The sequence below is a fragment of the Adhaeribacter arboris genome, assembly GCF_003023845.1.
Classification (GTDB): domain Bacteria; phylum Bacteroidota; class Bacteroidia; order Cytophagales; family Hymenobacteraceae; genus Adhaeribacter; species Adhaeribacter arboris.
Genome location: NZ_PYFT01000001.1, coordinates 1,916,810 through 1,942,778 on the forward strand (window position 1 = coordinate 1,916,810; position 25,969 = coordinate 1,942,778).

Genomic DNA, 25,969 nt, shown 5'->3' on the forward strand with positions numbered 1-25,969 from the left:
CTCAATCCTCCTTAACCCGAAAAAAGAACATGAACATTCTCCTGATTATTCTATTCGCCGTCGTCGGCCTTGTTGCTGTTTTGTTAATAGCTGCCTTATTCGTAAAAAAACAATACACCCTTGAGCGGGAAATACTCATTAACCGCCCCAAGGCCGACGTTTTTAATTATCTGAAATACCTGAAAAATCAGGATTACTACAGCAAATGGGTTAAAACGGACCCTAACATGAAAAAAGAATTCCGGGGCCTGGACGGTACCGTCGGTTTTGTATATGCCTGGGACGGCAACGATAAAGCGGGTAAAGGCGAACAAGAAATTAATGCAATTACAGAAGGAGAACGACTGGAAATAGAAATCCGGTTTATCCGGCCTTTCGCCGCCACGGCGCATACTCCTTTCACCACCGAGGCTATTTCACCGAACCAGACCAAAGTTAAATGGGGCATGAACGGCATTAACCGATATCCCTTTAACTTAATGCATTCTTTTTTACGCGGAATGTTGAGCAAAGACCTGGAGATTAGCTTGCAGACTCTGAAAGATATTTTAGAAACCGAGAATACTCGCTCTACTACCTTGTCGCAGAATCCTGAATCCCGTTCTGCTTTCGTGTAAATTCTAGTAAATTTATATGAAAGCTAAACCTCTTTGAACCAAACCGAACAGGTAAATGAATTAATCGACGATAGTCATAGTCCAATTTCCGGAATGTTAGCTTGATTTTGTAAACCAACGCGCTCTATTATTGTGATCTAAACCCTAGTGGTAAGGCAATGGTAAGTGGGCGGGTATTCAGCTTACAATTACCTAATAATCAAAAAGTTCATCTGCGAACTGTCGACTATGGACAAAACCCTAATAACAAAAGTAAATTTTAAATTCTTTCACCCTTAAATAAAATCAGACATGGCAGGCATCCATCCTTATTTAAACTTTAACGGAAACACAGAAGAAGCTTTTAACTTTTACAAATCCGTTTTCGGTGGTGCGTTTTTAGGTATCCAGCGTTATAAAGATACCCCCGAAGCCAACAAGATTTCGGCCGCGGATCAAGACAAAATAATGCACGTGGCCCTCCCCGTAAAAGGTACTATTCTCATGGCCACCGACGCTTTAGAATCCATGGGTCACACTTTAACGATGGGAAATAATATTCATTTATCGTTGGATACCGACAGCGAAGAAGAGGCTGATCAACTATTTAACGGCCTTGCCGCTGGCGGTCAGGTTAAAATGCCCCTGAATAAAACTTTTTGGGGAGCTTACTTCGGCATGGTTACCGATAAGTTTGGGGTGCACTGGATGGTTAGTTACGATGAAAAACAGTCGGCTTAAACAATAAGTAAGATTTACTCCTGTTCGTGTCAAGCAATTTTACCTGACACGAACCCTTCTCCTTAAACTTTACAGCTTCTGTTAATTAGTAAAATCCAAGTACTATAAATAACTGGTTAGTCTTGCTTCTTTTCCTTTAACATTTCTTTTGATTGTTGCCAATTTAAAAGTAGAGTCTCATTTTTTCAAGATTTCTCTTTTAAGAGTTTAAAAACAGCAGCAGAGTTCTGGTTTTAGTTTAAGCGATTAATTCTCCTAGCGCTAGTTAAACTTTAAGTATAGCTCCAAAAATAGATAAAGAAAAAGAGAAACCAGTCCTCCTTACCGCTAAATGGTAGTACCACTTGCTACAAGCTACTAACACCAGTTTGTCTATGCTCCGATTAGGACAGGTAATTAGACTAGTATCTTTCCTGCATTTTCCGGCTTCCAGTTTGTAACTAGGAGCTTTCTGTTCCGTCCGTTTGTAACTGGCGAAACCGGAATGGACACGTGCCTGTTCGCTTAACAACGTGTTTTGGGCCTCCCGCCCGTTGCAAACGGGCGGCGATAAGTAGTTCCCAGTTAAAAACTGGAAACAGGGTTTGATAAGAGAATTACTAGCTACAAGCAACTGACAGCAATTTGGCTAGGGAGGGCCTTCTAAGGTTCCGGTGTCGCAGGCCCCGAGGTAAACGGGTTACGGCTCAAATAAGATAGCACCAATCCCTGGAGACTGAAAAAGCCTCCAAAGAAAAGCTATATAGAAAGACGAACTATATACTCTATTTGAATCTAGTAAAATAAAGCTTTAAAAGCATCTTTCGAAGGAATAAAGTAATTGTCGTGATTCACCCTTTTTCTGTCGCGATTTTACCCCATGCAACCAAAAGGTTTCCTATACCTTTGTTCCATCAGATTTCACTTATGCGAAGAGATGTATTTCAAGCCATTGCGGACCCAACCCGGAGAGAAATCTTACACCTGGTGGCGTACCAATCGCTGAACATGGAAGCGGTAGCCAATAATTTTGCGGTAAGCCGGACGGCTATTTACAAACACGTTAAAATATTAACCCAATGCGGATTAGTAACTATTAAAAACCAAGGTCGCGAACGGTACTGCGAAGCTCAATTGAAAAAATTAAGCGAAGTGGCCGATTGGGTAGAATCCTACCGTCCATTTTGGAATGCTAAACTCGACTCATTAGAAAATTACTTGCATCAACTAAATAAATATATCCCCAATGATTAAGCATTAAATAAAGAATTTATAAACTAAATAAATCCGATTAAAACTATGGCAACTCAAATTTTCGTGAATTTACCCGTTAAAGATTTAAATAAATCTATTGAATTTTTCAAGAACCTCGGTTACTCGTTTAATCCGCAATTTACCGACGAGAACGCTACCTGCCTGATTATCAGCGACACTATTTACGTGATGTTGCTCGTGGAGCCGTTCTTTAAATCTTTCACCAAAAAAGCTATCCCGGATACTACTCAAAACGCCCAGGTAATTCTTGCTTTATCCGCCGAAAGCCGGGAGGGAGTGGATGATTTAGTAAACAAGGCAATTGCTGCCGGGGCTACTACGCCCAACGATAAGCAAGACCAGGGTTTTATGTATGGCTGGGGCTTCCAGGATTTAGATGGCCACCTGTGGGAAGTAATGTACATGGACCCGAGCGCCGTTCAACAAGGGTAAAATTAAATCGAATGTACCCAACTTCTTTTCTATTTCTAAAATTCAGCTAATCAAGTGCTTCACAAATAAAATCATTAAAACTCAAATTATTACTCATCATGAAAAAGACAAAAATTATTTACTGGGTTTTCACCGGCCTGGTAGCCGCTATGTTAGGAGTCGGCTCTATTTTCGATGCTATTTCTGCGCCGGAGGCGGTGGATTACGTTACCCGTTTAGGTTATCCTGGCTATCTGGTTCCCTTTTTAGGCGTGGCCAAGTTGTTAGGCATCCTCGCTATCTTGGTTCCAGGTTTTCCGCGCTTAAAAGAATGGGCTTACGCCGGTCTTGTTTTCGATTTAATTGGCGCCATGTATTCGCATATTTCTAAGGGAGATGCTACCGGCAACTGGATATTTATTTTTATCCCTTTACTCCTGATAGCCGGATCTTATGTTTACCACCACAAGCTGCAAAAAAGTACTGAATCCGACACTTTACCTAAAGTGAGTTTATCGGGTAATTAAATTCCGTCGGGAGTACAACCACAAAATTTAACGCTTAGCTGGAGATTGAATAAGAATGGTAGAAGTTTTTAAAACCAATGTAAAAGACCAGCGCCACGCCAATCGGCTGCTCTGTCTTATTCACCAAACTTTTCGGGAATACAAAGCTAATTTTGACCTCGAAGATTGTGATAATATCCTGCGGGTAGCCTCCGCCACTGAGTTTATTCAAGTTGCTTGTTTAATTAAGTTACTCCAAGAATCGGGCTTTTACGCCGAAGTATTACCCGATGAATAACAGCCTTATGCCATTGGATGGCCTTATCTAAATTCTTACTTACTCTTAACTCTTTCTCCGATTATGTTTAGAAACACCCAAGCATTCAGTGGCTTTTCGGTTAACGACCTCGAAAAAGCCAAACAATTTTACCGCCAGGTACTGGAACTGGAAGTTGTTGAAGATTCCTCGATGGGCTTATTAACCTTACACCTGGCCGGTGGAGCTAAAGTTCTCATCTATCCCAAACCCAATCATACCCCCGCAACTTTTACTATTCTTAATTTTCCGGTGATAGATATTAACCAGGCAGTAGCAGAACTCAAAAGCCGCGGGGTTATTTTTGAGAGTTACGATTACGAACACTTCAAGACCGATGCGGATAATATTTTCCGAGGCGGTGGGCCTCTCATTGCCTGGTTCACCGACCCCGCCGGCAATATTTTATCGGTGCTGGAAACGGAGGCGGCTTAAACCAACAGTTCTAAACTAGTTGTTAAACTTCTGAAAGATTAATATTCAATGGAAAATTACTATCTGGAACAAGACGTAGCCGTATTCGGCTTGCCGGTAAAAACCTTTCCGCTAGGTATTGGCGAGGCTTTCGACGCTTTACAAAACCAACTACCAAAAGACAACCGGCCCTTTTATGGTATTAGCGAATGTACTCCTGCGGGAATAGTTTACCTGGCGACTACTTTGCAGAAAACAGAAAATGAGCCGGAAAAATACGGGTATAATCCCTATATCATAGAAAAGGGCGACTACTTAGCCGTAATCGTACGCGATTGGCTCACCAAAACCGATAGCATTAAAAATGTTTTTACGCAAATGTTTACCGATGAGCGGAGCGACCGCAATAAACCTTGCGTAGAAATTTACAAAAATAGCGAGGAAATGATTTGCCTGGTAAAAGTAAAAACCCCAGAAACTAAAAATCTGGCGGACTACATAGCCCACGTCGGACCTGAATTTGAAAAAACAACGCAAGAACTCGCGCAGCTTTTTTCCTCTTTATCACCGGACGAAATTAATCAAAACTCATCGGCAGGTAACTGGACCGCGGGGCAACTTATTCAGCACGTACTAAAAGTAAATTCCGGTTTTTTAAGAATCCTGAATGGACCGGTTAAAGAAACAGAGCGAAATCCGGCAGAACAAGTAGCAAATATAAAAGCCAATTTATTAGATTTCACGACGAAACGTAGAGCCGGTGATTTTGTAACGCCCGAAAATAAAACTTACCAAAAAGAAGAATTATTACATGCTCTGGAAAATATACGGGTTGCTGTTCATCACGTTATTCAAATCTCAGATCTCACTCCAGCCTGCTTAGCATTTGAAGTGCCGGTATTTGGTTTTTTAACCCGCTTGGAGGCCATTTATTTTGTTATTTACCATACCCAAAGACATACCCAACAGTTAAAAAATATAATTGAACAGCTAGCTACCTCTAGCAATTAGTAGCAGGGAGCTAAATTAGCTTTTAGGTATAAAGTTGTTCTTTAGTAGAAGAGCCGTCTTAAGTTGACAACTGCTATAAGGAAAAAACCATTTTCCAATCAACGTGAAAAGTTCTAAAGTTAGATTCAAAGAATAGTCATCATCCGCATTTCTTAAAGAAGAAAAAAAACTATTTACTTACAGAAAGGATCTGGTAGGATTTATTATTTCTTATCAGGGATGAAATGTTATCTTTTTTAAAAGTAAAAGCAGCGACTTTAATAAATTACTTAATAAAATTCGCTGCTTTTTCCTACTTCTACCCTATCCACCAATTTTTAAAACTCAAGCATTTAACGCTAACTGGTAAACAGGAGAGAATATTTAATACTTAAAATAAAATTTACTCTAGCGCCTGGAAGTAAATATGTTCCGGGAACTTACCCAGGGCAAACAAAGTAACGTCGCAGAGCCATACCGACTGAATAGCGTGGTTTAAGGGCTTGTAATACGCGCCACCGCCAGGTTCTCCCACCTTAACGCGATCTAAAGCTAACGCCCCGGCAAATGGTTGTTCACTCATTTTTACTACTACCCGGTTTTTTCCTTTGGCCAGAAAATCGAGCATGTCATCGGTGCCGGCTACCATGGCCAGGTTGCCTTTAGGTCCGGGGTAATCGGGTAAATCAATGTACCAGGTGCCGGGCGATTCTTTATAAAACGTAAATTTTATTGGGTTTGTCGAGGTTGTATTCCAGCTAGCCAGCAATGCAGCTCCTATTATTAAAAGGCATAATTCTTATCATGCGGAAAAACATTACCAAATTTGGCAAAGTTTCGAGGAAGGCCGCAGAATAACAGATTTATAGCTGGCAGCTATAATTGGTTTGCCAATTATAAAAATTTAAAGAAATATCACCTCTATTTCACCCCGTATAAGATTGACCCTTTTTAAAGTTTACCTTATTTACTTTACCTGGTTTACTCTTCTTCTTCCGCCATCTCCAGCAGCAGATTTGCCATTAAAGCCGTCCAGCCGGTTTGGTGCGAAGCGCCTAAGCCTTGGCCGGTATCGCCGTTAAAAAATTCGTAGAAAAAATGGTGGTCTTTAAAGTGCGGATCTTTTGTAAAAGGCTCGTGGGCAGAATGGTAATGCGTTTTGCCGTTTTCGTCTTTTTCGAATAAATGCAGCAAACGGGTAGTTAACGCACGGGCAATTTGCTTTAAATTTAACTTATTACCGGAACCAGTCGGGAATTCATAAATGTATTCTTTGCCGTAGTATTTATAGTATTTCCGGAGCGCCTGAATAATTAAATAATTCATGGGAAACCAAATCGGGCCGCGCCAGTTAGAATTACCGCCGAACATAGAACTGGTACTTTCGCCGGGCTCGTACTGAATCACATGTTGGCGGCCTTGATACGTAAAAATATACGGATTTTGCTCGTGGTATTTCGATAAGGATCGTATCCCAAACTCCGATAAAAATTCGGCTTCATCGAGTAGCCGTTTTAAGACATTCTCTAACCGGAAACCGCGCATAATGGAAAAAAGGTGATAACCGTTTCCGTTCTGAACTTCGATGTGCGAAATAAGTTCGGCTAAATCCGGCCGGGTACGAATAATACCTACGGCCCGGCGTTTAAATTCACTCATCTGATTGAAAATTTTGCTGTTAATAATTTCCACGGCCAACAACGGTATAATGCCCACCAGCGAACGAATTTTAAGGCGCTGGCTTTTGCCATTATCTAATTGTACCGCATCGTAATAGAAATTATCATCATCGTCCCACAGCGATATATTTTTTTTCCCGATATTATCCATGGCCCAGCCTATATTCAAGAAATGCCGGAAAAATTTAGCGGCCGATTCTTCGTAAGCCGGATTGCGCTTCGCTAACTCCAGCGACATCCGCAGCATATTTAAAGAAAACATGGCCATCCAACTGGTAGCATCGGCCTGTTGTAAACTTTTAATACCTGGCGGCATTTGATTACGGTCGAAAACCCCGATATTATCCAGCCCCAAGAAGCCACCTTCAAAAATATCATTCCCGTTCACGTCTTTCCGGTTTACCCACCAGGTAAAGTTCATCAGCAGTTTCTGAAAAGCCCGTTCCAGAAAGTCCCAATCCGGTACGCCGGTTTTTTTCTTATCAATGTCATATACCTGCCAAACCCCCCAGGCATGTACCGGGGGGTTTACGTCGCTAAAGTTCCACTCGTAAGAGGGTATTTGCCCATTGGGGTGCATGTAATACTCCCGGAGCATGAGTAATAATTGCTGCTTGGCAAAGTTTGGGTCGATGTGCACGAACGTAGTGGCGTGGAAAGCTAAATCCCAGGCGGCGTACCAAGGATATTCCCACTTATCGGGCATGGAAATAATATTGCGGTTAGTGAGGTGTTCCCAACCTGCATTCCGCTTATCGGTGCGGTAAGGTAATTTATCTTTTATTTCCCCATTTAACCATTTATACACGTCGAAATAATAAAACTGCTTCGTCCAGAGTAAACCGCCAAAAGCCTTGCGTACAATGGACTGGTGAGTCGGGGCTAACTTTTCGGGAATAATAAACTCGCGGTAAAAAGTATCGGTTTCGGCGCGCCGGCGCTCAAAAATTCGATTAAAATTGGTCCAGGGTTCAATAATCCGGTTCCGGACTAAACGCACCTTAAATACCACTGAAGATTTTGCGGGAACCGTAGCTTGCAGCCAAATGGCCGCTTTGGTACCTTGTTGCTCCGGATTAATGGTATTCAGGCCGTTTACCACGTGATTGTTAATGCCGTCTTTTACAAAAGGAGTAGGATTAGCCGACCGGTAAATGCGCTCGTTATTCGTTTCGTTCTCGCAGAACAATTGTTGCCCCACGGCATCGTGGTACAAGAAAAAAGCGCCGTTGCGCGTAGAGTAAGTTTTTAAACAATCCGAAGATATGGAAGTAATGCGGGGTACGGCATATTCCGGACTGTGCTTCCAGTAATTCCGAAACCACAAATGCGGCAGCACGTGAATGGGCGCCGGTTCTTCGGCCCGGTTATGCACGGTAATCTGCAGGAGAATGTCGTGCGTATCGGCTTTCGCGTATTCAATAAATATGTCAAAATACCGGTTATGGTTAAAAGCTCCCGTATCCAAAATTTCATATTCCGGCTGAAATCGGTCGAGCCGGTTTTTCTGGATTAAATCATCGTACGGAAAAGGCGTTTGCGGGTATTTATACAAATACTGGCAGTAAGAATGCGTGGGGGAAGAATCCAGGTGAAAATAAATTTCTTTTACATCTTCGCCGTGGTTGCCTTGTCCGTTGGTCAGTCCGAAGAGCCGCTCTTTTAAAATGGGATCCTGACCATTCCAGAAAACCGGAGCTAAACATAGAATTTGCTGGTAATCGCAGAAGCCGGCAATTCCTTCTTCGCCCCAACGGTAGGCATTGCTACGGGCTAAATCGTGGGTGATAAAGTTCCAGGCATCCCCGTTTGGGCTATAATCTTCGCGAACGGTTCCCCATTGACGCTCCGCCAGGTAAGGTCCCCAGCTTTTCCAGTTTCGGTTATTCGGCGATTGTTCTAGCCGCTCGTATTCGTTCGTATCCATTCATCTGAGATATGCAATGCCTGAAATTAAGAAAAAATATCAGCTTAATTAAACAAGCTTTTCATACCCTGATTTATAAACAAATTAATAAGAATAGAATACAAATTAAGATGAAGGACTACACTGTTTTATTTAAGAAAAATACTTACTATTTAAAAAGCTCGCCATACATTAAAATAACATTACTTGCTGATAATATTCTTCCTTTTTGGCTGTAGAAAATCAGCTTTAAAAGTTTACTGATTTAAATAAAATTAGTGGGTTAATCTTCTTGCCGCTTTAAATTAGGCTGTTCCGATTTTACAATTTCTAAAATGTCGGCGGGAGTACCGGCAATAAAATCAGGATTTTCTTTGCCGGCTACTTCTGGAATATCGTATCGCCAATTTACCCAAATAGATAATACTTGATTTTTTTTACAAGCTACAATATCCCGGGCTTCATCGCCCACATAAATTATCTCTTTGTTTTCAAGCGAGTATTTTTTCAAAAACTTTTTTATCACTTTGTCTTTGTCAATAATCGGATAAGAGGATGTTTAAATTTTAAAGGTTGTACAATTAGAGATTATCTAACGAATGCGGTTGATTGCCTTGAGTCAGCTTTTTAACACTTGTTTTGTTAGGAAATATTTCCCTTACTTAGTGAAAGTAGCGGCTTCAACCCTTGCTTCAATTTCAATTGGCAGCCTACTGGAGCCATCCATTCAGAAACAGAATGAATTAACCTTCTGAAAATCAGTAAACTTATATTTTACCTTCTTTTTAAAATTAGCTCTTAAAAATTTTAAAAATACTCTAAACTTTTAATGGATTTACAAGTTAATGGGCGTTACATTTTACTACTATGTAACTACTTCTGACTTTAGAACAGTCAAGTGCCTTTCTAATGTGAATACAAGTAGAATTTCTGCCTTTATTTTCTGTTTATTTAAAAATAAATCGGTTTTCCAAAGTCGTTTTATCGAAATACCTAAACCTTCCCGGCATGCAAAAGATGAATACCGCTTATCTGTCCTTAGTATTTGGGTTTATAGTAAAATGGTGCTTTATGTTTTTAATAGGTATCCTACCACTTACTCAGGGTAATGCTAGCACTCCTCTCCCAAAAACTAGTACATTCATTCGCGCGAACAATGCGCGTGAAGCAATTATTTTAGCTAAGGAGCAAGTAGTCAGTTTTTCGCATGTTAATGCCGATATCGATCAGCCCATTCAGACTCTTAATCATGGCGCGATTCATCATTTAGAAGCCTTACCCACCAAAAACGTAAATATCAAAGCAAATATTCCCCCTAACTCACCACCAGATGTAGTAAGACCACCCACCAACCAAGCGCTTATAACAGAGAAATTTTTTTCTTTTTCCGCGGGCCAGTACACCGATCCTGATGCCAGCGACACCTTATCCTTTCGGGCTACTCTGGCCGATAAAAGCCACTTACCCGCCTGGTTGAAATTTAATGCCGGTACCCTTACTTTTAGCGGTACGGCTCCCGCCATTGAAACAGATTTAACGGTGCTGGTAACGGTTACCGATAAAGACCAGGCTTCGGTAACTATCAATTTTCGGATTTTAGTTCGGCGACCCACTCCCCCAGTTATTTCGGGTGAATTAAAGAAATGGCACAAGATAACGCTCACTTTTAATGGCCCTTCAGCGAGCGAAACCGATGTTGTTAATCCTTTTTTAAATTACCGCCTGAACGTTGTTTTTAGTAAGGGAAGCCGAAAACTGGTGGTGCCGGGGTATTATGCCGCCGACGGAAATGCCGGGGAAAGCAGCACTACCAACGGTGCTAAATGGCGGGTTCATTTTTCTCCGGACGAAACCGGCAAATGGACGTACCGGGCCTCTTTCCGGGAAGGAAAAAATGTGGCCGTAAGTAGTGCGGTTAACGCCGGCAGTGCGGTTGCGTTCGACGGCGTAACCGGCAGTTTTACCGTTGCGCCTACTAATAAAACCGGGTCTGATTTACGGGCGCAAGGGCGTTTACGGTATGTGGGCCAGCATTATTTGCAATTCGCCGAAACTGGGAAATACTTTTTAAAAGGCGGCGCCGATAGTCCGGAAAACTTTTTAGCTTATCAAGAATTTGATAATACCTACAGTCAGAATCCGGCCGCGGATTACACCAAAACGTATGGTTCGCATTTAACTGATTGGCAACCCGGAGATCCTACGTGGCAAGCCGGAAAAGGAAAAGGCATCATTGGGGCACTTAATTACCTGGCTGGCAAAGGTATGAACACGGTTTATTTCTTAACCCTGAACGTGAACGGCGATGGTAAAGATGTCTGGCCCTGGACTTTGCCCACCGAAATGGTTAGATACGATGTTTCCAAGCTGGATCAATGGGAAATTGTTTTCTCGCACATGGATAAACTCGGTTTGATGCTCCACGTCGTTACCCAGGAACAGGAAAATGATCAATTACTCGATAACGGGGAATTAGGCACGCAACGCAAATTATATTACCGCGAATTAATTGCCCGCTTCGGCCATCATTTAGCGATTACCTGGAACCTAGGCGAAGAAAGCACGAATACCGATGCGCAACGAAAAGCCTTCAGCCAGTATATCCGGCAGTTAGACCCTTATAAAAGCCCCATTAACGTTCATTCGCATCCGGCTCAAAGAGCGGCGGTGTATACACCCTTGTTGGGTTACACTCCCCTGGAAGGCCCTTCTTTGCAGATAGTTCACCCCGAAGATACCCACGCGGAAACTTTATATTGGCTTGATCAATCGGCGAAAAGCGGGCATAAATGGATTGTGACTCTGGATGAGATTGGACCTTCTACTACCGGAGTAAAGCCGGATGCCGCTGATTATGACCATGATTTAGTGCGGAAGCATGCTTTATGGGGAAATTTAATGGCGGGCGGCGGCGGCGTAGAATGGTATTTTGGTTACCGATACCCGAATTCTGATTTAACGGCTCAGGACTGGCGTTCCCGCGACCAAATGTGGAATTTAACCCGCTTTGCCCTGCAGTTTTTCAAGCAATACCTTCCTTTCTGGCAAATGCATAGTGCCGATAATCTTACCGCTGACCCTAATGATTACTGCCTGAGTTTAGCGGGTAAAATTTATGCCGTTTATCTACCTCAGGGCGGCGGCACAACCCTGAATTTAGGAAAAAATACCGGTAAGTACCTAGTGCAATGGTACAATCCCCGGTTGGGTGGCGCCTTACAAACTGGCTCCGTTCGGCAAATTACGGGTCCGGGTATAAAATCTTTGGGCCTGCCCCCCGAAAAAAATAAGCAAGACTGGGTTTGTTTCATCACAAATGCTAGCAGTACTACTAACAACGAAGTTGCTACTATGTATAACTCCTTAAATCCGGCTTCAACCAACGCTCTCGCGGAAACATTTTTTACTGTTTATCCCAATCCCATTCAAAATCAAATAACTATCCAAGCCAATCAACCAGTTGCCTTACCTGTTGAAGTAATATTGCGGGATAGTAAGGGTAAACTAGTAATCCGATCTTTATTTGATAAAGCAGAATTTTCAACCGCACAAGTGAATACGCATCAGCTAAAACCCGGCATTTACTATCTACAAATAAATTACGGTACTAAATTTTTTACCCAAAAATTGGTAAAATACGATAAGTGAGCACGCGAATACTATTTTCAAAGTTAGTAGATTTATAATTAGGCTATTTGTACTAAAATAACTTATTTGATCAAACCAGATTTAAAAGGATAAATTACACCGAAAGTATATAATTAGAATAATTTCATTAATTTTAACAAGAAAAGCCAGTCTGATGGGTTAGGACTGGCTTTTTACTGTTTATTTCTACCTAAAAAATGCTGGCAAAATTTTTATCAAAAATAATATTTAAAGTTTCGGGCTGGAAAGTAATTGGCCGCATTCCGGCGAGCGTTCCTAAATGTATTATGATTGCGGCACCACATACGAGTAATTGGGATTTCTTGTATGCCCGTTGTGCTTTTTATATTATGGGGGTAGATGTTCGTTTTACCATTAAGAAAGAAGCAGTTAAATGGCCTTTGCTGGGTCCCTGGATTCAATATATGGGAGCCTTACCCGTAGACAGAAGTAAAAACAACAGCCTGGTACAAGCCATGATCGATATTTTTAACCAGAACGAGAAAATGGTAATTCTAATTACGCCGGAAGGAACCCGTAAATACCAGCCACGTTGGCGGCGGGGCTTTTACCACGCCGCGGTAGGTGCTAAGGTACCCATTTGCTTAGGCTACCTCGACTACGCCAAAAAAGAAGCGGGAGTGGGACCCATCTTCTATCCTACCGGTAACATCGAGAAAGATTTAGAAGAAATTCTGGCCTTTTACCGGACTAAAACCGCTAAATTTCCGGCAAACGGAGTACGTTAATCATATTTTTCTACCATACAAACCCGGGTTTTACACCAGATTAATTTTTAACTCTCCTTATAAGCCAAGTCTTTCAATCGAAATAGCTAAAAAGCTTTCGTGAATGGATAGCAGTAGTAATGCCTGCTTTTAGCTAATAGAAGCGCTGGGTATTAAAGCTTAAAGCTACATATCACCATCCGCTTTGGTTTAAGTTGAAGTTATTATTTTGAACAACAGATTAAATTTATCAATTTTAGATGTACATTGAGCTACAGTCGCCAAGCAGAGGTATCTCAAATCTCCTACCATTGGTCATACTTGTTCCTTGGCGGTTATTGAACCACTGAAAATTCCGAGATCTCATTACAAATAATTAAGGATGAAAAGTTTAACCTTGTTTTTAGCGATTGTTACATTTTATGGCTCAACTTGCTTAGCACAACAAAAAGAGCCGGCTTTAGTACAGTTTAAACTTAAAAATGCCTCACTTCTTCCTAAAAGAATTACCATTATCTCCTACCAGCCAGGAGACCCCGGAAATGGAACCGAATCCGTTACTGTTGCTCCTAAATCTGAAAAAGAAGTAAAATTTAAGGAAGGAACAAAAATTTATTTGGCTAATTCAAAACAGGTAGATGCTGTTATGAGCGGGAAAAGAATTGATTCAGACAAACCTTTTTTAATAGTTCAAAAGAATAACGGCGGAAAAACAATTCCATTTTAAAACAACCACTAACATACCTGAACGCTAAAATACATATTTGATTACTAAACTCAACGTAATCAAAGTTTTACTCGTCCTTCTTCACCTTTACTATAATACGAGCAGATTTCAGATTTATTTTTTTATAAATATCTAATCTAGTTAATGGATGTAAACTGCTTTTTCTAGATCAGAACCAAAATCAATAAATTTAAGTTAATTTGTAAAAATATAGCAAGCCGTCTTATCGCTGCGCCGCGAGGCGGAGAGGAAAGTCCGGGCAACACAGAGCAGTCTACTTCCTAACGGGAAGGATTCCGGCAAAATCCGGGATACAGCCAGTGCCACAGAAAATAACCGCCGGTACAGTTACATTTACCAGGCACCATTTACCAAAACTTGGTCATTGGAAAATGGTACCTGGTAAATGTAACTGTACCGGTAAGGGTGAAAAGGTGCGGTAAGAGCGCACCAGTACGCGGGCGACCGTTGTAGCTGGGTAAACCTTAGGCGTTGAAAGACCAAATAGGCTGGCAGCTCATTTAGCTTAGATTATCTTTTTCCCGGTTATTGCGGTAATTGGTAAAGGATATCTGGTAAAAGATAAGGGCGGCTCGTCCGATGCCAGTGGGTAGGTTGATGGAGCCCCGCCGCGAGGTGGGGCCTAGATAAATGGTAAGACGTTCGGGAGCTTGCTTCCGAATGACAGAACCCGGCTTACAGGCTTGCTATATTTTTTATTTTTTCTTCGCTAATTGTTTTTTATAAGGCAATAAGTTGATGTTTTTGTAGACTTAACAACCTAAACTCCGTTAGGTACAGAATTCACCAAAAGCAAAATCCACACTTTTTGTAATGCCAACCCGCCAATTGGCTGATTGGCTTTCCATTAAAGTTATAGGCCACTTTGATAACTTTATCCAACCAGAATAATTCCTTAAAGAAACATTTTCCTGTATTAAATATTGAATCAATTTCCGCTGTTAATTTTCACCTCTTTTACTTTGGTGGGCAACCATACCTGCATCGGATTTTTGCCCCGGTTAGCCCAGGTGTAATACGGAATAGCAATTACTTCTTTTTGCTGGGTTTGTACTCCAGTACCATCTGCAGAAGTGATAATTACCGGGGCTTTGGCCTGAATAGCCATGACGGGTTCGTTTAAAACGGTATACTGCTTTGCTTCTAAAGCGGTATTTTCCGGAAGAATAATGTTCCAGGCCTGGCCATTGTTATCGGCTCCTTCTACGCAATACACCAAAGGTCCGCGTTGTAAAGCCACGCGATCGTTGGTGTAAGTTAAATCGGTTTTAGCCGTAACTCTTTTTATTTCCATGGGTAAATTCAATTCTACTACATCGCCTTGGCGCCAATTCCGGTCTAATACTGCATAGCCGTTTTCTTCGCGGTAAGTAGCTGGTTTGCCGTTTACCGAAACCTTAAATGCCGAAGCTGCATGGGAAGTAAAAGAATACAAATTTCCGGGAGCCGGCGTTCCTTTCACCCAACCGGGAATTCGCAGGTTTACCGCATACTTCACGGGCTTGGTCGGGTTTAGGATTACTTTTACGTTTCCGTTCCAAGGGTAATTGGTTTCCATTTTCACGGGGATAGTACTTTTACCCACTTTTATCGTGGTATGGCTGCCTACAAATAAATTCACCCAAAGCCCTTTAGCCGATTGTCCGTAAATATAATCACCCAGCGAGGCGACTAAGCGAGAAATATTAGAAGGACAGCAGGCCGTTCCAAACCACTCACTCCGTGCATGTTGGCCGCTGGAAGCCAACGGGTTGCCGTAAAAGAAACGATCGCCGCTTAAACTTAAGCCGTCCAAGGCTCCATTGTACAGGCTTCGTTCCAAAACATCCACGTACTTGGCGTCGCCGGTTAGTAAATTCATGCGTTGGTTCCAGAATACCATGCCTACGGAGGCGCAAGTTTCGCAGTAAGCTTCTTCGTTCGGCAAATCGAAATCTTTCGAGAAGCCTTCGTTTTTACCCGAGGAGCCAATGCCGCCGGTAATATACATGTTCCGGAAAATGACGTCTTCCCACACGTTATTCATGGCTTGCAGGTAACCGGCATCTTTGGTGGCAGCGGCTACATCGGCGGCACCGGTGTATAAGTACATGGCCCGCACGGCATGACCCGTAATTTCTTTTTGTTCTTTCACCGGAACATCATCCTGGCAATATTTTGGGTCTTTCCATTGGTCCCAGATAACTCCCTTGCCGTATCCGTGGCCCCGCTGTTCTAAATACCAATCCGCCAGTTTCAGGTAGCGATCGTTGTGCGTAGCATGGTATAATTTCATTAGAGCCAGTTCTATTTCCTGGTGGCCACTTACCCAATGGCGGTTCTGTAAGCGAAAAGTATTATCAATGTGATCGGCAAACCGGATGGCTACGTCCAGCAATTTTCTTTTACCGGTGGTGTTATAATACGCAACAGCCGCTTCGAGTAAATGGCCGGCATTATAATCTTCGTGCTTTTCCATATCGGTCCAGCGTTTACTCAGGTCGGTTAAGGTATAATAAGTATTTAAATAACCGTCGGGTAACTGGGCCGCCGCAATTTTATCAATCCATTCATCGGCTTTTTTTTCCAGGGCCGCATCGGGGTGATTTTTCAAGGAATAAGCTATTGCTTCAAGGGCTTTGTACACATCGCTGTCGTCGTAATAAATACCCTCGTGCTTTTCGTTTTGTTTGCGGGCAACCTTCTCGAAGTTCCGGATGCGGGCGGTCTTACCTTCGGTTTGGTAAATACAGGCCTGTAAGGTAGTAGTGGCTACTTTATCTAATTTAGGTTTCCAGAAATTATCGGTAATAGTTACCTGCGAAAAGCTTACCGGCTCAAACTTTTTGGTGGGTGTTTGCGCCCGAAGCGAGACACTTACAAAAGCAAAAAACGCTACCGGCAGAAAATATTTCTTCATAAAAAACTTACTACTAGATACAAACCAAATAGATTACAAACCGTGTTTTTGGCACATTTGCCGGATAAAAGTTAAGCCTTTCTCGGCAATATCCCAGGGCGGAGAAAATTCCCGCCAGACACCGATAGAATTGGCAAAATCCGGATCGTTCCGGGAAAAAGCTTCAATGGTAAGCATTCCTTTATACTTAATTTGAGCTAATGCCGCGAAAGCCTCATCAAAATTTATATGACCATCGCCGGGAGTTCCACGGTCGTTTTCACTGATGTGCACGTGTACCAGGTAAGGCGCAATAGTTTGGATAGCCTGAGTAAATTTCTTTTCTTCGATGTTAGCGTGGTGCGTATCAAACATGGCTCTTACGTTGGGATGTTGAGCCTGCTCAAGTAAGCGGGTAAGTTGCGCCATTGTATTGCACAGGTAACTCTCGAAACGGTTAAGAGCTTCTAAGCCTAAGGTTACGCCAGCTTGAGCCGCATGTTCCCCGGCCGCGTGTAATACCTCGGCTCCCCAGCCGTATTCCTGATCTTCGGGTGCATGTTGGGCAAACACCGCGTGGGCGGAATGCAGCGGCCCGCAAAGAATTTTGGCTTGTAAGTCGTGGGTTCGATCAATTACCCATTTAAGCCGGTCTAAGCTCTTGGCCCGTACGGTCGCCTCCGGACTGATTGGATTTTCTTCTCTGCCTACCACCGAAACAGTAGTTACCTCTAAACCCAAATGACGGCAATGATCCCCGATGCGTTTGTAGGCGGCAATATCCGGCGAACCCACAAAAAATTCCACTCCCTCGTACCCGGTTTCTTTTAACCGATCTACAATCGGCAATATGGCATCCGACATAACCGCCGACCAGGCCAAAACATTAAATCCAATTTTATTCATAGTTCTTTTTATGTGGTTACTTTACGTTTTCTTTTTTCTGGGAAGATTTTTAATCTTAGTAGCCCGACCACTCAATACTATAGTAGTTCACCTGGCTTTTAGCTGAGCTGCACGCTTCGGTTCTTATTCATCTCCTATTAATGAAGAGAAAACTAAATATAGGTATTAAATCTAAACCAACTATCCTGAACTGTCCTGAATAAAGGCTTTCGTAAATAGCTAGGTAAACGCTACCGTATTTGTTGAGTTATTACATTTAAGAAGCTTCTGCTATTTGTTAATCCAGTAAATTTTCAAGAATTAGCTAGCGAAAATATTGTTCGTATAGAAGGGTACAACAAGTTCCGATTAAAACTTGTATAGGTGATAGAAGCCATATTATTTAAGCCGCTGTTGTAAATCAGGTTTAAGCTTATAATAACGAGGCTAATTGGCAGGAATTTTCTTACTCGCGTTGTTTACCTGGGAGTTTGCATAACTGAATCTAAACCGCCTTTATGCGTAACTCTTAATGGTTTCCCCGATAAATTGGAGGGCTTTGTCATACGTTTCAATACCATGGCCAACATTCTTAAAAACGACTACTTCCTTTAAACTGCTTATTTTGTTTTTAGCATTCGCAATCGATTTCTGGTAAGGAAACAGTAAATCTTTTGTTCCTTCCAGTAAATAAGTAGCCACCGTTACTTGGGTAAGCTGGTCGGCCATGTAATAAGGTTTCTGCGTATTATCTTTATAACGGGTTATGGCAAATAACTCGTAATCCACAATCAGTTTTTCCGAAGCTTCGGATAATTGGTGATTAGGTTTACAGAAAACCGCTTTATCTAAAAACTTTTGTACATTCTTTTTACTTGGCGCAAAAATAGGTAGCAGATTATAATAAAGATTTTTAAACGTTAAAGAAAAGGGTTGCAAACAACCGGGGTTCAAAAGAAAAATTGCTTTTACTTTTTCCGGATGCACTATTCCTAGTTTCAGGCAAATAAGACCGCCAAAAGAAGCACCCGCCACAAAGGTTTTTTCAATTCTAAGTTTATCCAGAATTTCGGCGGCCCATATTCCATAATCCAAGGATTTTATATCCGGCGTATGGCCGTCACTCAAATTAGGTAACCCATTTGTCTCTACCAGGTAGATTCGTAAGTTGTGGCGGATATTGTCGAGTCCATTATCAAAATCCCAGAACAAAGAACTGGTACGGGCGCCGGGAAAAATAACCAAAGTTTCCCAATTAGGTTCATGGGTGTTTAAACCCCAAATATGGGTTTTACCTAAAGTTGTGTTCAGAGTTATTCGGTCGTATTGCCTTTTGTTATTTTTTTCTAATTGCTGCACCCAACTCTCCAACCATTCTCTATCCAGCACCGAATCTTTGAAGAAAGATTTCTTATGTATTTTCATCGCTTCTTTCTGGAATTCAACTTATAGTCTTATAAAACAGGTATTGTGCAAGGTAGCATTTTAGCTGAAATATGCAGCAGAAGTAAAAAGACAATGCATAATCTTCCGTTCACTTGACAATGTTAAGTTTTTCTTTTCATTCTATTTTAAAGAAATCCGGATAAAACAATAAACCAAGCTGCATTTACTTTCCTAAACAAATCAATTAAGCAACTCACCTTTTAAGAATTAACCCGTGAAACCCGCTTGGTAATCGAATCAATGCTAATGTTAATTTCAAAACCTAATACTAAGGTCATGGAAATAAAGTCAAGCCAGATCATTAAGCCGACTAAAGCCCCAATAGAACCGTAAAAATGATTATAGGTATCGAATATCCGGATATAAAGAGAAAATAGCCAGGACACCAGGAAGATTAGCAAAGTGGCTACTACTGCTCCCGCCGAAAAGAAAGGCCATTTATCGTGAATGGCGGGTACGTAGTAATAAATAGAACAAGTAGCCAGTAAAAAAAGAAAAATAATGGCCAGGTACTTAAGCGCGACAATTAAAGTATAGGTAAATGCTTCCGTAACAATTTCGTAAAAAACCAGCACATCGAGCAGGTACGTACCGAAGAAAATAATCCCGATGGACGTAATAAGAATGAACGATAACATTAGCGTGAGGCCAGTAGCAATCAAGCGTTTGCGCAGGTAAGACCGTTGCCGAAAAGTTTTATACTTCTTATCAAAAGCATCCATCAGCGACATAATGCCATTTGTGGAAAGCACCAGGGCAAATAAAAAGTTAACCGACAATAACCCCCCTCGCGGAATATTTACAATATCTTCGATAGTACCGGAAGCCGCCGCGTACATTTCTTTCGGCATAAAATCCTGCAAAAAGGTAAGAATGCTGTTATTTAGATCCGGAATAGGAATGTACGGGATTAAGGTAAACAAAAATATGATGGTAGGAAAAATAGACAAGGTAAAGTTAAAGGCCATGTACGAAGCTCGTTTGGTGAGTGAATCCAGCCGTAGCTCCCGAATCAGTACCTCCAGAATATCGTAAACCGAAAGCCTGCCTTGGCTAAAGCGAAGCCGCTTCAGAAACACAATGAACTTACGGTACGGCCGTCGCTCTTCTACGTATTTCTGTTGTAATCCCATACCTTAGTAATAACTTTCCAACAACGAAATTAAACTTTCGGGAATAGCCGTTGGCTTACCTGAGCGCATATCCACAAATACTAGGGTAGTTTCGCCAATGTTCAAAAGTTCTCTCGCTTCGTTATAAACCTCGTATTCAAACTTTATACGCGAACCATGCGGTTTGTTCGGAATCATTACTTTTATGGTGAGTAAATCGTCGTACCGGGCCGGCCGGATATACTTGCAGCGTAAATCTAAAACGGGCATCATAACGCCCGCTTTTTCCATTTCTTTATAATTTACCCCTAAATTCCGGAAGGTTTCGGTCCGCGCCACCTCGTAATAAGCCGCAAAATTACCGTAATAAACATACCCCATTTGGTCGGTTTCCGAATAACGTACGCGCACTTGTATTTCCGATTGAAACATGTTTCTAGTCGAGTCCATGCATGGTCCATAGTCGATAGTCCACAGTCGACAGGCCATAGTAATAATTAAATGATTATACGGTTAATTTTTTTAAATCGCAAAGTAAGCAGATAACTGGTCCTAAATAAATTAAGTCACACCAAAATACAGCCATTTAACTAGCCATCCATCTAACAACCAAATCTATTCGCTTTAATCTGTGGTCTATGAACTATCGTCCGTGATCTATACACTATCGACCAGAGACTAACGCAGTATATTCCGTTCGTTTAACGCTTGTTGGTAGCGACGGGCATTGCGGATGTGTTCGGCTTCGGTAGCGGCAAAGTTGTGATACCCCGAAAAATCCTCTTTCGCGCAGAAGTAAATATAATCGTGTTTCTCTGGATTCAATACCGCATCAATCGAAGTTATAGAAGGCAAATTAATAGGTCCGGGGGGCAAACCTTTGTATTTGTAAGTATTATAAGGAGAATCAAAGCGCAGGTGCTCATTTAAAACGCGCCGAATACTAAAATCTCCCACGGCAAAAACTACGGTTGGATCAGCCTGTAAAGGCAAACCAATTTTTAAGCGATTCAGGTAAACACCGGCTATTCGGCGGCGCTCATCCGGGTGTACTGCCTGTTCCGCCTCCACAATAGAGGCCAAAGTAGAAACTTCACTTTTACTTAAACCCTGTGCTTTGGCTTTCGCTTCGCGGGCGGGAGTCCAGAAAGCATCGTATTCTTTCTTCATGCGCTTCAGCAACTCTTTTCCCGAAGTATTCCAGTATAACTCGTAGGTGTTCGGAATAAACATCGTCATGATAGTAGTGGTATCAAAGCCCAGGTTTTTTACGTATTTCTCATCGCGCAACAATGAATCCAGTTCCGTTTGGGTGGCCGAAATATCGCTGCTTAATTTGGCGGTAAGGTCTTTTTTTATGCGGATATTATTAAATGTAAGCCGCACCGGCGATTGAATACCCGCTCGTAACCTACCAATCTGGTAATAATTGGTAGCTCCGTTAATTAACTCGTAGTGGCCTGGTTTAATTAATTTTGGATAATCCATTAACTTAGCCAGAAAGCGAAAAGATAATTCATCAATTATTACTTTTTCGTTTTCGATGGAGTCCATTACTTGCTCAAACGAAGCGTCCCGCGGAATCCGGATGTAGACGTGCTTACCGTGGGTATCGACATTAGGCGTATATACAATTTGGTAAGCGTAATACGAGAAACTAACGAATAATATTCCCCCTACCACCAGTAGGTTGCGGAGTAAATTTGATTTTTTACGGGCTTTTTTCTGAACATCCATATTTTAGACAATAATCTACTTACCAGCGCCACCTTCCCTGTTTGCCGGAATTCTAACAAAAGTAATACATCTGGCAGGATTTAAAAAAAATCGTTAATGGAGATAGGTAAACGGAGGCAAGGAATAAAGGGCAGCAAATTTCTGGTTAATAGCCCTTTCTTATTCATTTTTTAACGAATGAATCGACTAAGTTAAAACCAAAAATTGCTGCCGTAAAATATTAAACGTTGTGAAGAAGCAGCCTATTGCTTTTGCAAGTGATCCATTTCGGCTTGTAATTCTGTAATAGCTTGTTTGGTTACAGTTTGAATAATAGCCATTAAGTTGGGAATGCCATCTAAATTGGTTTGTTGCCGGGCGTTCGTTTCCAGATCCCGAATGGGCTGGTGCAAGGCAGAAATTCCTACAGTATCAAAATTTGCTTTTAGCTGATGCGCCAGATTACCTGCTTTCGCCCAATCGGCTTGGGCCACGGCTTCCTGCATGGTCTGAACCTGCGGGGGTACCTGCTCAATAAACATTTGCAAAAACTTTATTAAAAACTCGGTATTTCCATTGGCCATGCTTTGCAATATGGCTAGGTTACAAACTTTTTCGGGCATTGCATTGTGGGATATAGTCAAATTTATTGCGTTTTTTATAATTAATAAGGAATCAGCCTGCTTGGGTTTAGTTGGAGCTATATTAGCTGCTATTTTCTGAAAAAGTTTACATTCTTCAAAAGGCTTAGCCAGGTAATCGTTCATACCACCAGCAATGTATTGCTCGGCATCTCCTTTTAAAGCATTGGCCGTTAACGCAATGATGGGGATATTGGCCTTCCGGGGATCAGTTAGGCGCCGGATCTGCTGCGTTGCTTCCATGCCACTTACTTCGGGCATTTGGATGTCCATTAATACTAAATCGTAGTATTGATGAGAAGCTAATTCCACGGCTTCTTTACCGTTTTTGGCTATATCCACGGTAAAACCCCAATTGTGCATAATAGATTGGGCTAAAAACTGATTAACCGCATTGTCTTCGGCCAGTAGTATTTTTAATTGTCCTAAACTAGTAAAATCAATGGTTTGTTCTTCCGCAAAAGCACTTTCAATTAGAGCAGCGGCCGCTTTTTGAAACGTAAGTTCAAACGTAAACTTACTCCCCTTACCCGGGATACTTTCCACCCAAATACGGCCTCCTTGCTTCTCTACTAAATTTTTACAGATAGTAAGACCTAAGCCAGTGCCCCCATAATTGCGGGAAGTATGGGCATGCGCCTGCATAAAGCCTTCGAAAATACTTTCCTGTTTTTCGAATGGTATGCCAATACCCGAATCTTTTACCGCAAATTGTAAGGTAAGCGCAGTATCGTTTTCCTCCAGAACTTCTGTTTGAATAATGACTACTCCTTGGTTCGTAAACTTAATAGCATTACTTACTAAATTCAGCAATACTTGGGTAAGACGATGCGGATCGCCAATTAAAAACGGCTGATTTAAATTAAAACTTTTTACAATTAAGAGAATATCTTTTTCTTCTGCTTTGTACTCCAAGGCTTGCTGCACACCCTGCAAAATCTCCTGAATATTAAAAGGAATTTGTTCCAGCACCAACTTACCCGATTCAATTTTCGCCAGGTCCAAGATATCGTTGATAATGACTAATAAGTTACGGGCCGAATAATCAATAATGTTCAGGTATCTTTGTTGCAGGTCGTTCAGGAGGGATTTATTTAACAAACCGGCCATGCCCAAAATACCATTAAGCGGGGTCCGAATTTCGTGACTCATATTCGCTAAGAAATTTTTCTTTGCCACCGCCGAGATTTCGGCGGCTACTTTTGCCTTTTTAAGCTTACGTTCCGTTTTTTTGCGGGCAGTAATATCCCGCGACACGGTTTGTACTTCAATTACGTCCCGGTTTGAATTAAATATGGGACGTAAGCCACTATCTACCCAAATGTATTGATTATCCTTCCGGCGAATCCGGTATTCAATGTTTTTAGTTGATTTGCCTCTTTCCAGCACCGCTACTACCTGTTCGATTACTCGTTTCTTATCTTTCGGGTGAATAAACTCGTACGGCGAAACATCCATCATATCTTCCGGAGCATAACCTAAAATATCTTGGGCGGAAGGCGAAGCATAAATGATTTTTCCTTCGGGGTCATGCAAACAAACTAAATCGGTCATGTTCTCGGTTATTAACCGGAACTGTTTTTCGCTTTTCCGCAATGTATTCTCCGCCGCTTTGCGTTCGCTAATATCCTGGATAATACCGGTAAAAACAGGAGTTTTAGAATTACCGCTGGCCGTAATAGAAATCTCCACCGGAAATTCTTCGCCGTTGGCGCGCATGGCAGTTAATTCTACCCTCTTACCCATAATTTGAGTTTCGTCGGTTCTAAAGTAGTGCAACAGACCCGAAGCATGCCCTTCCCGTAAATAAGGTGGAAGAATAATATCATGAAGTTTTTTACCTATTACCTCTTGCCGGCGGTAGCCAAAAGTTTTTTCAGCTGCCAGGTTAAATTCTATAATATTACCACTATGGTCCATACTAATAATACTTTCCATTGCCGTCGCCAACACCGCCTTATTGCGGGTTTCGCTTTCCTGTAAAGCCTGTTGGGTATGAACCAAATCGGTAATATCTATCGCTGTACCGGCAACAAACGAAGCACCATTTAAAGTATGAATGGGAAATTTATGTACTAAAAATTGCCTTTTAGATCCATTCGGCAGGATTACCTGTTCGCGGCATTCCATTGCCTGCTGACTTTCTGCCACTTTTACATCATTTTGGTGCAAAGAAGCAGCTATTGGTTCTGGCCATAAGTCAAAATCCGTTTTATTAGCTACCATCTCGCGCGATAGCCCCAAAACATGTTTATGAGTTAAGTTCACATAACTATAGCACCAGTCGCGGGTGCTTTTCATCCAGGCTAGTACCGGGCTATTGTCCATAAACGCCGCAAAGCGTTCTTCACTTTCCAGCAATATTTTTTCAGATTTTTTCTGTTCTGTTATGTCGTGGTTAATAGATAATACTGCTTTTTTTCCTTGGTAAGTGATAAACGAAGCACTTACCGAAAAATGAATTTCATTACCATCTTTTCGGTATTGAGTAGTTTCTACATTTTCCAGGGTACCGGTACGAATAAGTTGTTGTAAATAGGCCTTACCCCGGACAATATCTTTAGAAATACCCTGCAAACTCATGTTCGTAAACTCCGGCAGGGAATAGCCGTAAAGTTGGCAGGCTTTGTGGTTAGCATCAAAAATTTGTTCTGTTTCCGGATCAAATATGAGGATAGCATCATTGGCTTTGTTAAAAAGATCGCGGTAATCCCGTTCGGAACGTAGTAAAGCTTCTCGCTCACCCGAAATATCCCTTATTATTCCCCAACATTTAAACTGGCCGTCTTGATCCATGTAATCGTTCGAACTAATATCGGCTAAAAACCGGCTACCATCTTTGCGGACCAAAACCATTTCTCCTCGGAACTTGCCCGTCCGGCTTTTTTCCTGCCGGAAAACCACCTGTTTGGGATCGGTTATATCTACTACATCGTAGTAATTGAGGCGAAGCAGTTCTGATTCAGAATATTGCAATAAAGTACAAAATGTATGATTCACGCCCAGAATAGTTCCTTCTAAAGACAAAATAACCATAGCCTCCGGGCTTTCCTGAAATAATTGCCGGAAAACCGTGTCGTACGTGTAAGATGGCTTAGCTACTAGCTGGTTCGTTGGCTGAGCTGTTGTGTAGCGCGCAAGGATTGGTTCTTTTTGTATTAATTGTTCATTTAACAGTTGATTATCTTCTTCGGCTTTCGCTAGTTTAATTTGTAATTCCTGTATTTGATCCAATAGATTTGTTTGCATATTTTTACTCGTACCAACCTGCCTGTTTTGTAATGAAACCGTAAAAATGCAAATTTAATTTTTTGACGGCGAGTTAATCTTATTTAAATAAAACAAAAACACCAC

Annotated in this window: 21 protein-coding genes and 1 other RNA gene; 12 read left to right on the forward strand and 10 right to left on the reverse strand. The window is 41.7% G+C overall.

The features are described from left to right. The first annotated feature begins 29 nt into the window (after nt 1-29). From AHMF7605_RS07880 to AHMF7605_RS07915, 8 genes are all read left to right on the forward strand, one after another. Nucleotides 30-617 (forward strand): SRPBCC family protein, encoded by a 588-nt coding sequence (locus tag AHMF7605_RS07880; RefSeq protein WP_106928083.1) that lies wholly within the window; start codon nt 30-32, stop codon nt 615-617. Nucleotides 618-908: 291 nt separating this feature from the next. Then, nucleotides 909-1,337 carry a VOC family protein gene (locus AHMF7605_RS07885; protein WP_106928085.1) on the forward strand — a complete coding sequence of 143 codons (429 nt, stop codon included), beginning with the start codon at nt 909-911 and terminating at the stop codon, nt 1,335-1,337. 906 nt (nt 1,338-2,243) lie between these two features. Continuing rightward, complete coding sequence (locus tag AHMF7605_RS07890) at nt 2,244-2,570, forward strand: ArsR/SmtB family transcription factor (RefSeq protein ID WP_106928087.1); 327 nt, start codon at nt 2,244-2,246, stop codon at nt 2,568-2,570. Between the two features lie 45 nt (nt 2,571-2,615). Next, the gene (locus AHMF7605_RS07895; protein WP_199200211.1) at nt 2,616-3,023 is read left to right on the forward strand and encodes a VOC family protein; all 408 of its coding nucleotides are present in this window, start codon (nt 2,616-2,618) and stop codon (nt 3,021-3,023) included. A 98-nt stretch (nt 3,024-3,121) separates the two neighbouring features. Then, entirely contained in the window at nt 3,122-3,529 is a 408-nt protein-coding gene (locus tag AHMF7605_RS07900; protein WP_106928091.1) for a DoxX family protein, read from the forward strand. Nucleotides 3,530-3,584: 55 nt separating this feature from the next. Beyond that, the gene (locus AHMF7605_RS07905) at nt 3,585-3,806 is read left to right on the forward strand and encodes a hypothetical protein (RefSeq protein ID WP_106928093.1); all 222 of its coding nucleotides are present in this window, start codon (nt 3,585-3,587) and stop codon (nt 3,804-3,806) included. Nucleotides 3,807-3,869: 63 nt separating this feature from the next. Further along, nucleotides 3,870-4,259: a VOC family protein gene (locus AHMF7605_RS07910; RefSeq protein ID WP_106928095.1), complete on the forward strand. Its 390-nt coding sequence runs from the start codon at nt 3,870-3,872 to the stop codon at nt 4,257-4,259. 48 nt (nt 4,260-4,307) lie between these two features. After that, a complete protein-coding gene (locus AHMF7605_RS07915) occupies nt 4,308-5,249 on the forward strand; it encodes a DinB family protein (RefSeq protein WP_106928097.1) in 942 nt (313 codons plus the stop codon). Nucleotides 5,250-5,631: 382 nt separating this feature from the next. Here AHMF7605_RS07915 and AHMF7605_RS07920 read toward each other — a convergent pair whose 3' ends face one another. From AHMF7605_RS07920 to AHMF7605_RS07930, 3 genes are all read right to left on the reverse strand, one after another. Beyond that, the gene (locus AHMF7605_RS07920) at nt 5,632-5,997 is read right to left on the reverse strand and encodes a DUF6717 family protein (protein ID WP_106928099.1); all 366 of its coding nucleotides are present in this window, start codon (nt 5,995-5,997) and stop codon (nt 5,632-5,634) included. Between the two features lie 212 nt (nt 5,998-6,209). Further along, a complete protein-coding gene (locus AHMF7605_RS07925; RefSeq protein WP_106928101.1) occupies nt 6,210-8,834 on the reverse strand; it encodes an MGH1-like glycoside hydrolase domain-containing protein in 2,625 nt (874 codons plus the stop codon). A gap of 262 nt (nt 8,835-9,096) precedes the next feature. After that, nucleotides 9,097-9,339, reverse strand: coding sequence for an HAD hydrolase-like protein (locus tag AHMF7605_RS07930; RefSeq protein ID WP_262512338.1), 243 nt, complete (start codon nt 9,337-9,339; stop codon nt 9,097-9,099). A 482-nt stretch (nt 9,340-9,821) separates the two neighbouring features. Here AHMF7605_RS07930 and AHMF7605_RS07935 point away from each other — a divergent pair, with 482 nt between their 5' ends. The 4 genes from AHMF7605_RS07935 to rnpB all read left to right on the forward strand — a co-directional run bounded on the left by AHMF7605_RS07935 (nt 9,822) and on the right by rnpB (nt 14,631). Further along, the gene (locus tag AHMF7605_RS07935) at nt 9,822-12,461 is read left to right on the forward strand and encodes a DUF5060 domain-containing protein (RefSeq protein ID WP_106928105.1); all 2,640 of its coding nucleotides are present in this window, start codon (nt 9,822-9,824) and stop codon (nt 12,459-12,461) included. A 197-nt stretch (nt 12,462-12,658) separates the two neighbouring features. Continuing rightward, the gene (locus AHMF7605_RS07940; protein ID WP_106928107.1) at nt 12,659-13,210 is read left to right on the forward strand and encodes a lysophospholipid acyltransferase family protein; all 552 of its coding nucleotides are present in this window, start codon (nt 12,659-12,661) and stop codon (nt 13,208-13,210) included. A 361-nt stretch (nt 13,211-13,571) separates the two neighbouring features. After that, entirely contained in the window at nt 13,572-13,916 is a 345-nt protein-coding gene (locus tag AHMF7605_RS07945; protein WP_106928109.1) for a hypothetical protein, read from the forward strand. Nucleotides 13,917-14,126: 210 nt separating this feature from the next. Further along, nucleotides 14,127-14,631: RNase P RNA component class A (gene rnpB / locus AHMF7605_RS07950), an RNA gene on the forward strand. A gap of 234 nt (nt 14,632-14,865) precedes the next feature. Here the strand turns inward: rnpB and AHMF7605_RS07955 are convergent. From AHMF7605_RS07955 to AHMF7605_RS07985, 7 genes are all read right to left on the reverse strand, one after another. After that, entirely contained in the window at nt 14,866-16,836 is a 1,971-nt protein-coding gene (locus tag AHMF7605_RS07955; RefSeq protein WP_106928111.1) for a glycoside hydrolase family 127 protein, read from the reverse strand. Nucleotides 16,837-16,869: 33 nt separating this feature from the next. Continuing rightward, nucleotides 16,870-17,721, reverse strand: a complete 852-nt coding sequence (locus AHMF7605_RS07960; RefSeq protein WP_106928112.1) for a sugar phosphate isomerase/epimerase family protein — start codon at nt 17,719-17,721, stop codon at nt 16,870-16,872. Between the two features lie 495 nt (nt 17,722-18,216). After that, nucleotides 18,217-19,125 carry an alpha/beta fold hydrolase gene (locus tag AHMF7605_RS07965; protein ID WP_106928114.1) on the reverse strand — a complete coding sequence of 303 codons (909 nt, stop codon included), beginning with the start codon at nt 19,123-19,125 and terminating at the stop codon, nt 18,217-18,219. A gap of 221 nt (nt 19,126-19,346) precedes the next feature. Next, a complete protein-coding gene (locus tag AHMF7605_RS07970; RefSeq protein WP_106928116.1) occupies nt 19,347-20,279 on the reverse strand; it encodes a YihY/virulence factor BrkB family protein in 933 nt (310 codons plus the stop codon). Between the two features lie 3 nt (nt 20,280-20,282). After that, nucleotides 20,283-20,690 carry an acyl-CoA thioesterase gene (locus tag AHMF7605_RS07975; protein WP_106928118.1) on the reverse strand — a complete coding sequence of 136 codons (408 nt, stop codon included), beginning with the start codon at nt 20,688-20,690 and terminating at the stop codon, nt 20,283-20,285. A 246-nt stretch (nt 20,691-20,936) separates the two neighbouring features. Then, a complete protein-coding gene (gene mltG / locus AHMF7605_RS07980) occupies nt 20,937-21,995 on the reverse strand; it encodes an endolytic transglycosylase MltG (RefSeq protein ID WP_106928120.1) in 1,059 nt (352 codons plus the stop codon). Between the two features lie 242 nt (nt 21,996-22,237). Further along, nucleotides 22,238-25,864, reverse strand: coding sequence for a PAS domain-containing hybrid sensor histidine kinase/response regulator (locus AHMF7605_RS07985; RefSeq protein WP_106928122.1), 3,627 nt, complete (start codon nt 25,862-25,864; stop codon nt 22,238-22,240). Between the last annotated feature and the right edge of the window lie 105 nt (nt 25,865-25,969).

What these genes read in the sequence shown, in the direction of transcription:
- AHMF7605_RS07940 (WP_106928107.1), top strand. Translation starts at nt 12,659, where the DNA reads ATGCTGGCAAAATTTTTATCAAAAATAATATTTAAAGTTTCGGGCTGG.
- mltG (WP_106928120.1), bottom strand. Translation starts at nt 21,995, where the DNA reads ATGGATGTTCAGAAAAAAGCCCGTAAAAAATCAAATTTACTCCGCAAC.
- AHMF7605_RS07890 (WP_106928087.1), top strand. Translation starts at nt 2,244, where the DNA reads ATGCGAAGAGATGTATTTCAAGCCATTGCGGACCCAACCCGGAGAGAA.
- AHMF7605_RS07880 (WP_106928083.1), top strand. Translation starts at nt 30, where the DNA reads ATGAACATTCTCCTGATTATTCTATTCGCCGTCGTCGGCCTTGTTGCT.
- AHMF7605_RS07895 (WP_199200211.1), top strand. Translation starts at nt 2,616, where the DNA reads ATGGCAACTCAAATTTTCGTGAATTTACCCGTTAAAGATTTAAATAAA.
- AHMF7605_RS07965 (WP_106928114.1), bottom strand. Translation starts at nt 19,125, where the DNA reads ATGAAAATACATAAGAAATCTTTCTTCAAAGATTCGGTGCTGGATAGA.
- AHMF7605_RS07970 (WP_106928116.1), bottom strand. Translation starts at nt 20,279, where the DNA reads ATGGGATTACAACAGAAATACGTAGAAGAGCGACGGCCGTACCGTAAG.
- AHMF7605_RS07925 (WP_106928101.1), bottom strand. Translation starts at nt 8,834, where the DNA reads ATGGATACGAACGAATACGAGCGGCTAGAACAATCGCCGAATAACCGA.
- AHMF7605_RS07985 (WP_106928122.1), bottom strand. Translation starts at nt 25,864, where the DNA reads ATGCAAACAAATCTATTGGATCAAATACAGGAATTACAAATTAAACTA.
- AHMF7605_RS07900 (WP_106928091.1), top strand. Translation starts at nt 3,122, where the DNA reads ATGAAAAAGACAAAAATTATTTACTGGGTTTTCACCGGCCTGGTAGCC.
- AHMF7605_RS07905 (WP_106928093.1), top strand. Translation starts at nt 3,585, where the DNA reads ATGGTAGAAGTTTTTAAAACCAATGTAAAAGACCAGCGCCACGCCAAT.
- AHMF7605_RS07935 (WP_106928105.1), top strand. Translation starts at nt 9,822, where the DNA reads ATGCAAAAGATGAATACCGCTTATCTGTCCTTAGTATTTGGGTTTATA.
- AHMF7605_RS07945 (WP_106928109.1), top strand. Translation starts at nt 13,572, where the DNA reads ATGAAAAGTTTAACCTTGTTTTTAGCGATTGTTACATTTTATGGCTCA.
- AHMF7605_RS07975 (WP_106928118.1), bottom strand. Translation starts at nt 20,690, where the DNA reads ATGTTTCAATCGGAAATACAAGTGCGCGTACGTTATTCGGAAACCGAC.
- AHMF7605_RS07960 (WP_106928112.1), bottom strand. Translation starts at nt 17,721, where the DNA reads ATGAATAAAATTGGATTTAATGTTTTGGCCTGGTCGGCGGTTATGTCG.
- AHMF7605_RS07910 (WP_106928095.1), top strand. Translation starts at nt 3,870, where the DNA reads ATGTTTAGAAACACCCAAGCATTCAGTGGCTTTTCGGTTAACGACCTC.
- AHMF7605_RS07885 (WP_106928085.1), top strand. Translation starts at nt 909, where the DNA reads ATGGCAGGCATCCATCCTTATTTAAACTTTAACGGAAACACAGAAGAA.
- AHMF7605_RS07955 (WP_106928111.1), bottom strand. Translation starts at nt 16,836, where the DNA reads ATGAAGAAATATTTTCTGCCGGTAGCGTTTTTTGCTTTTGTAAGTGTC.
- AHMF7605_RS07915 (WP_106928097.1), top strand. Translation starts at nt 4,308, where the DNA reads ATGGAAAATTACTATCTGGAACAAGACGTAGCCGTATTCGGCTTGCCG.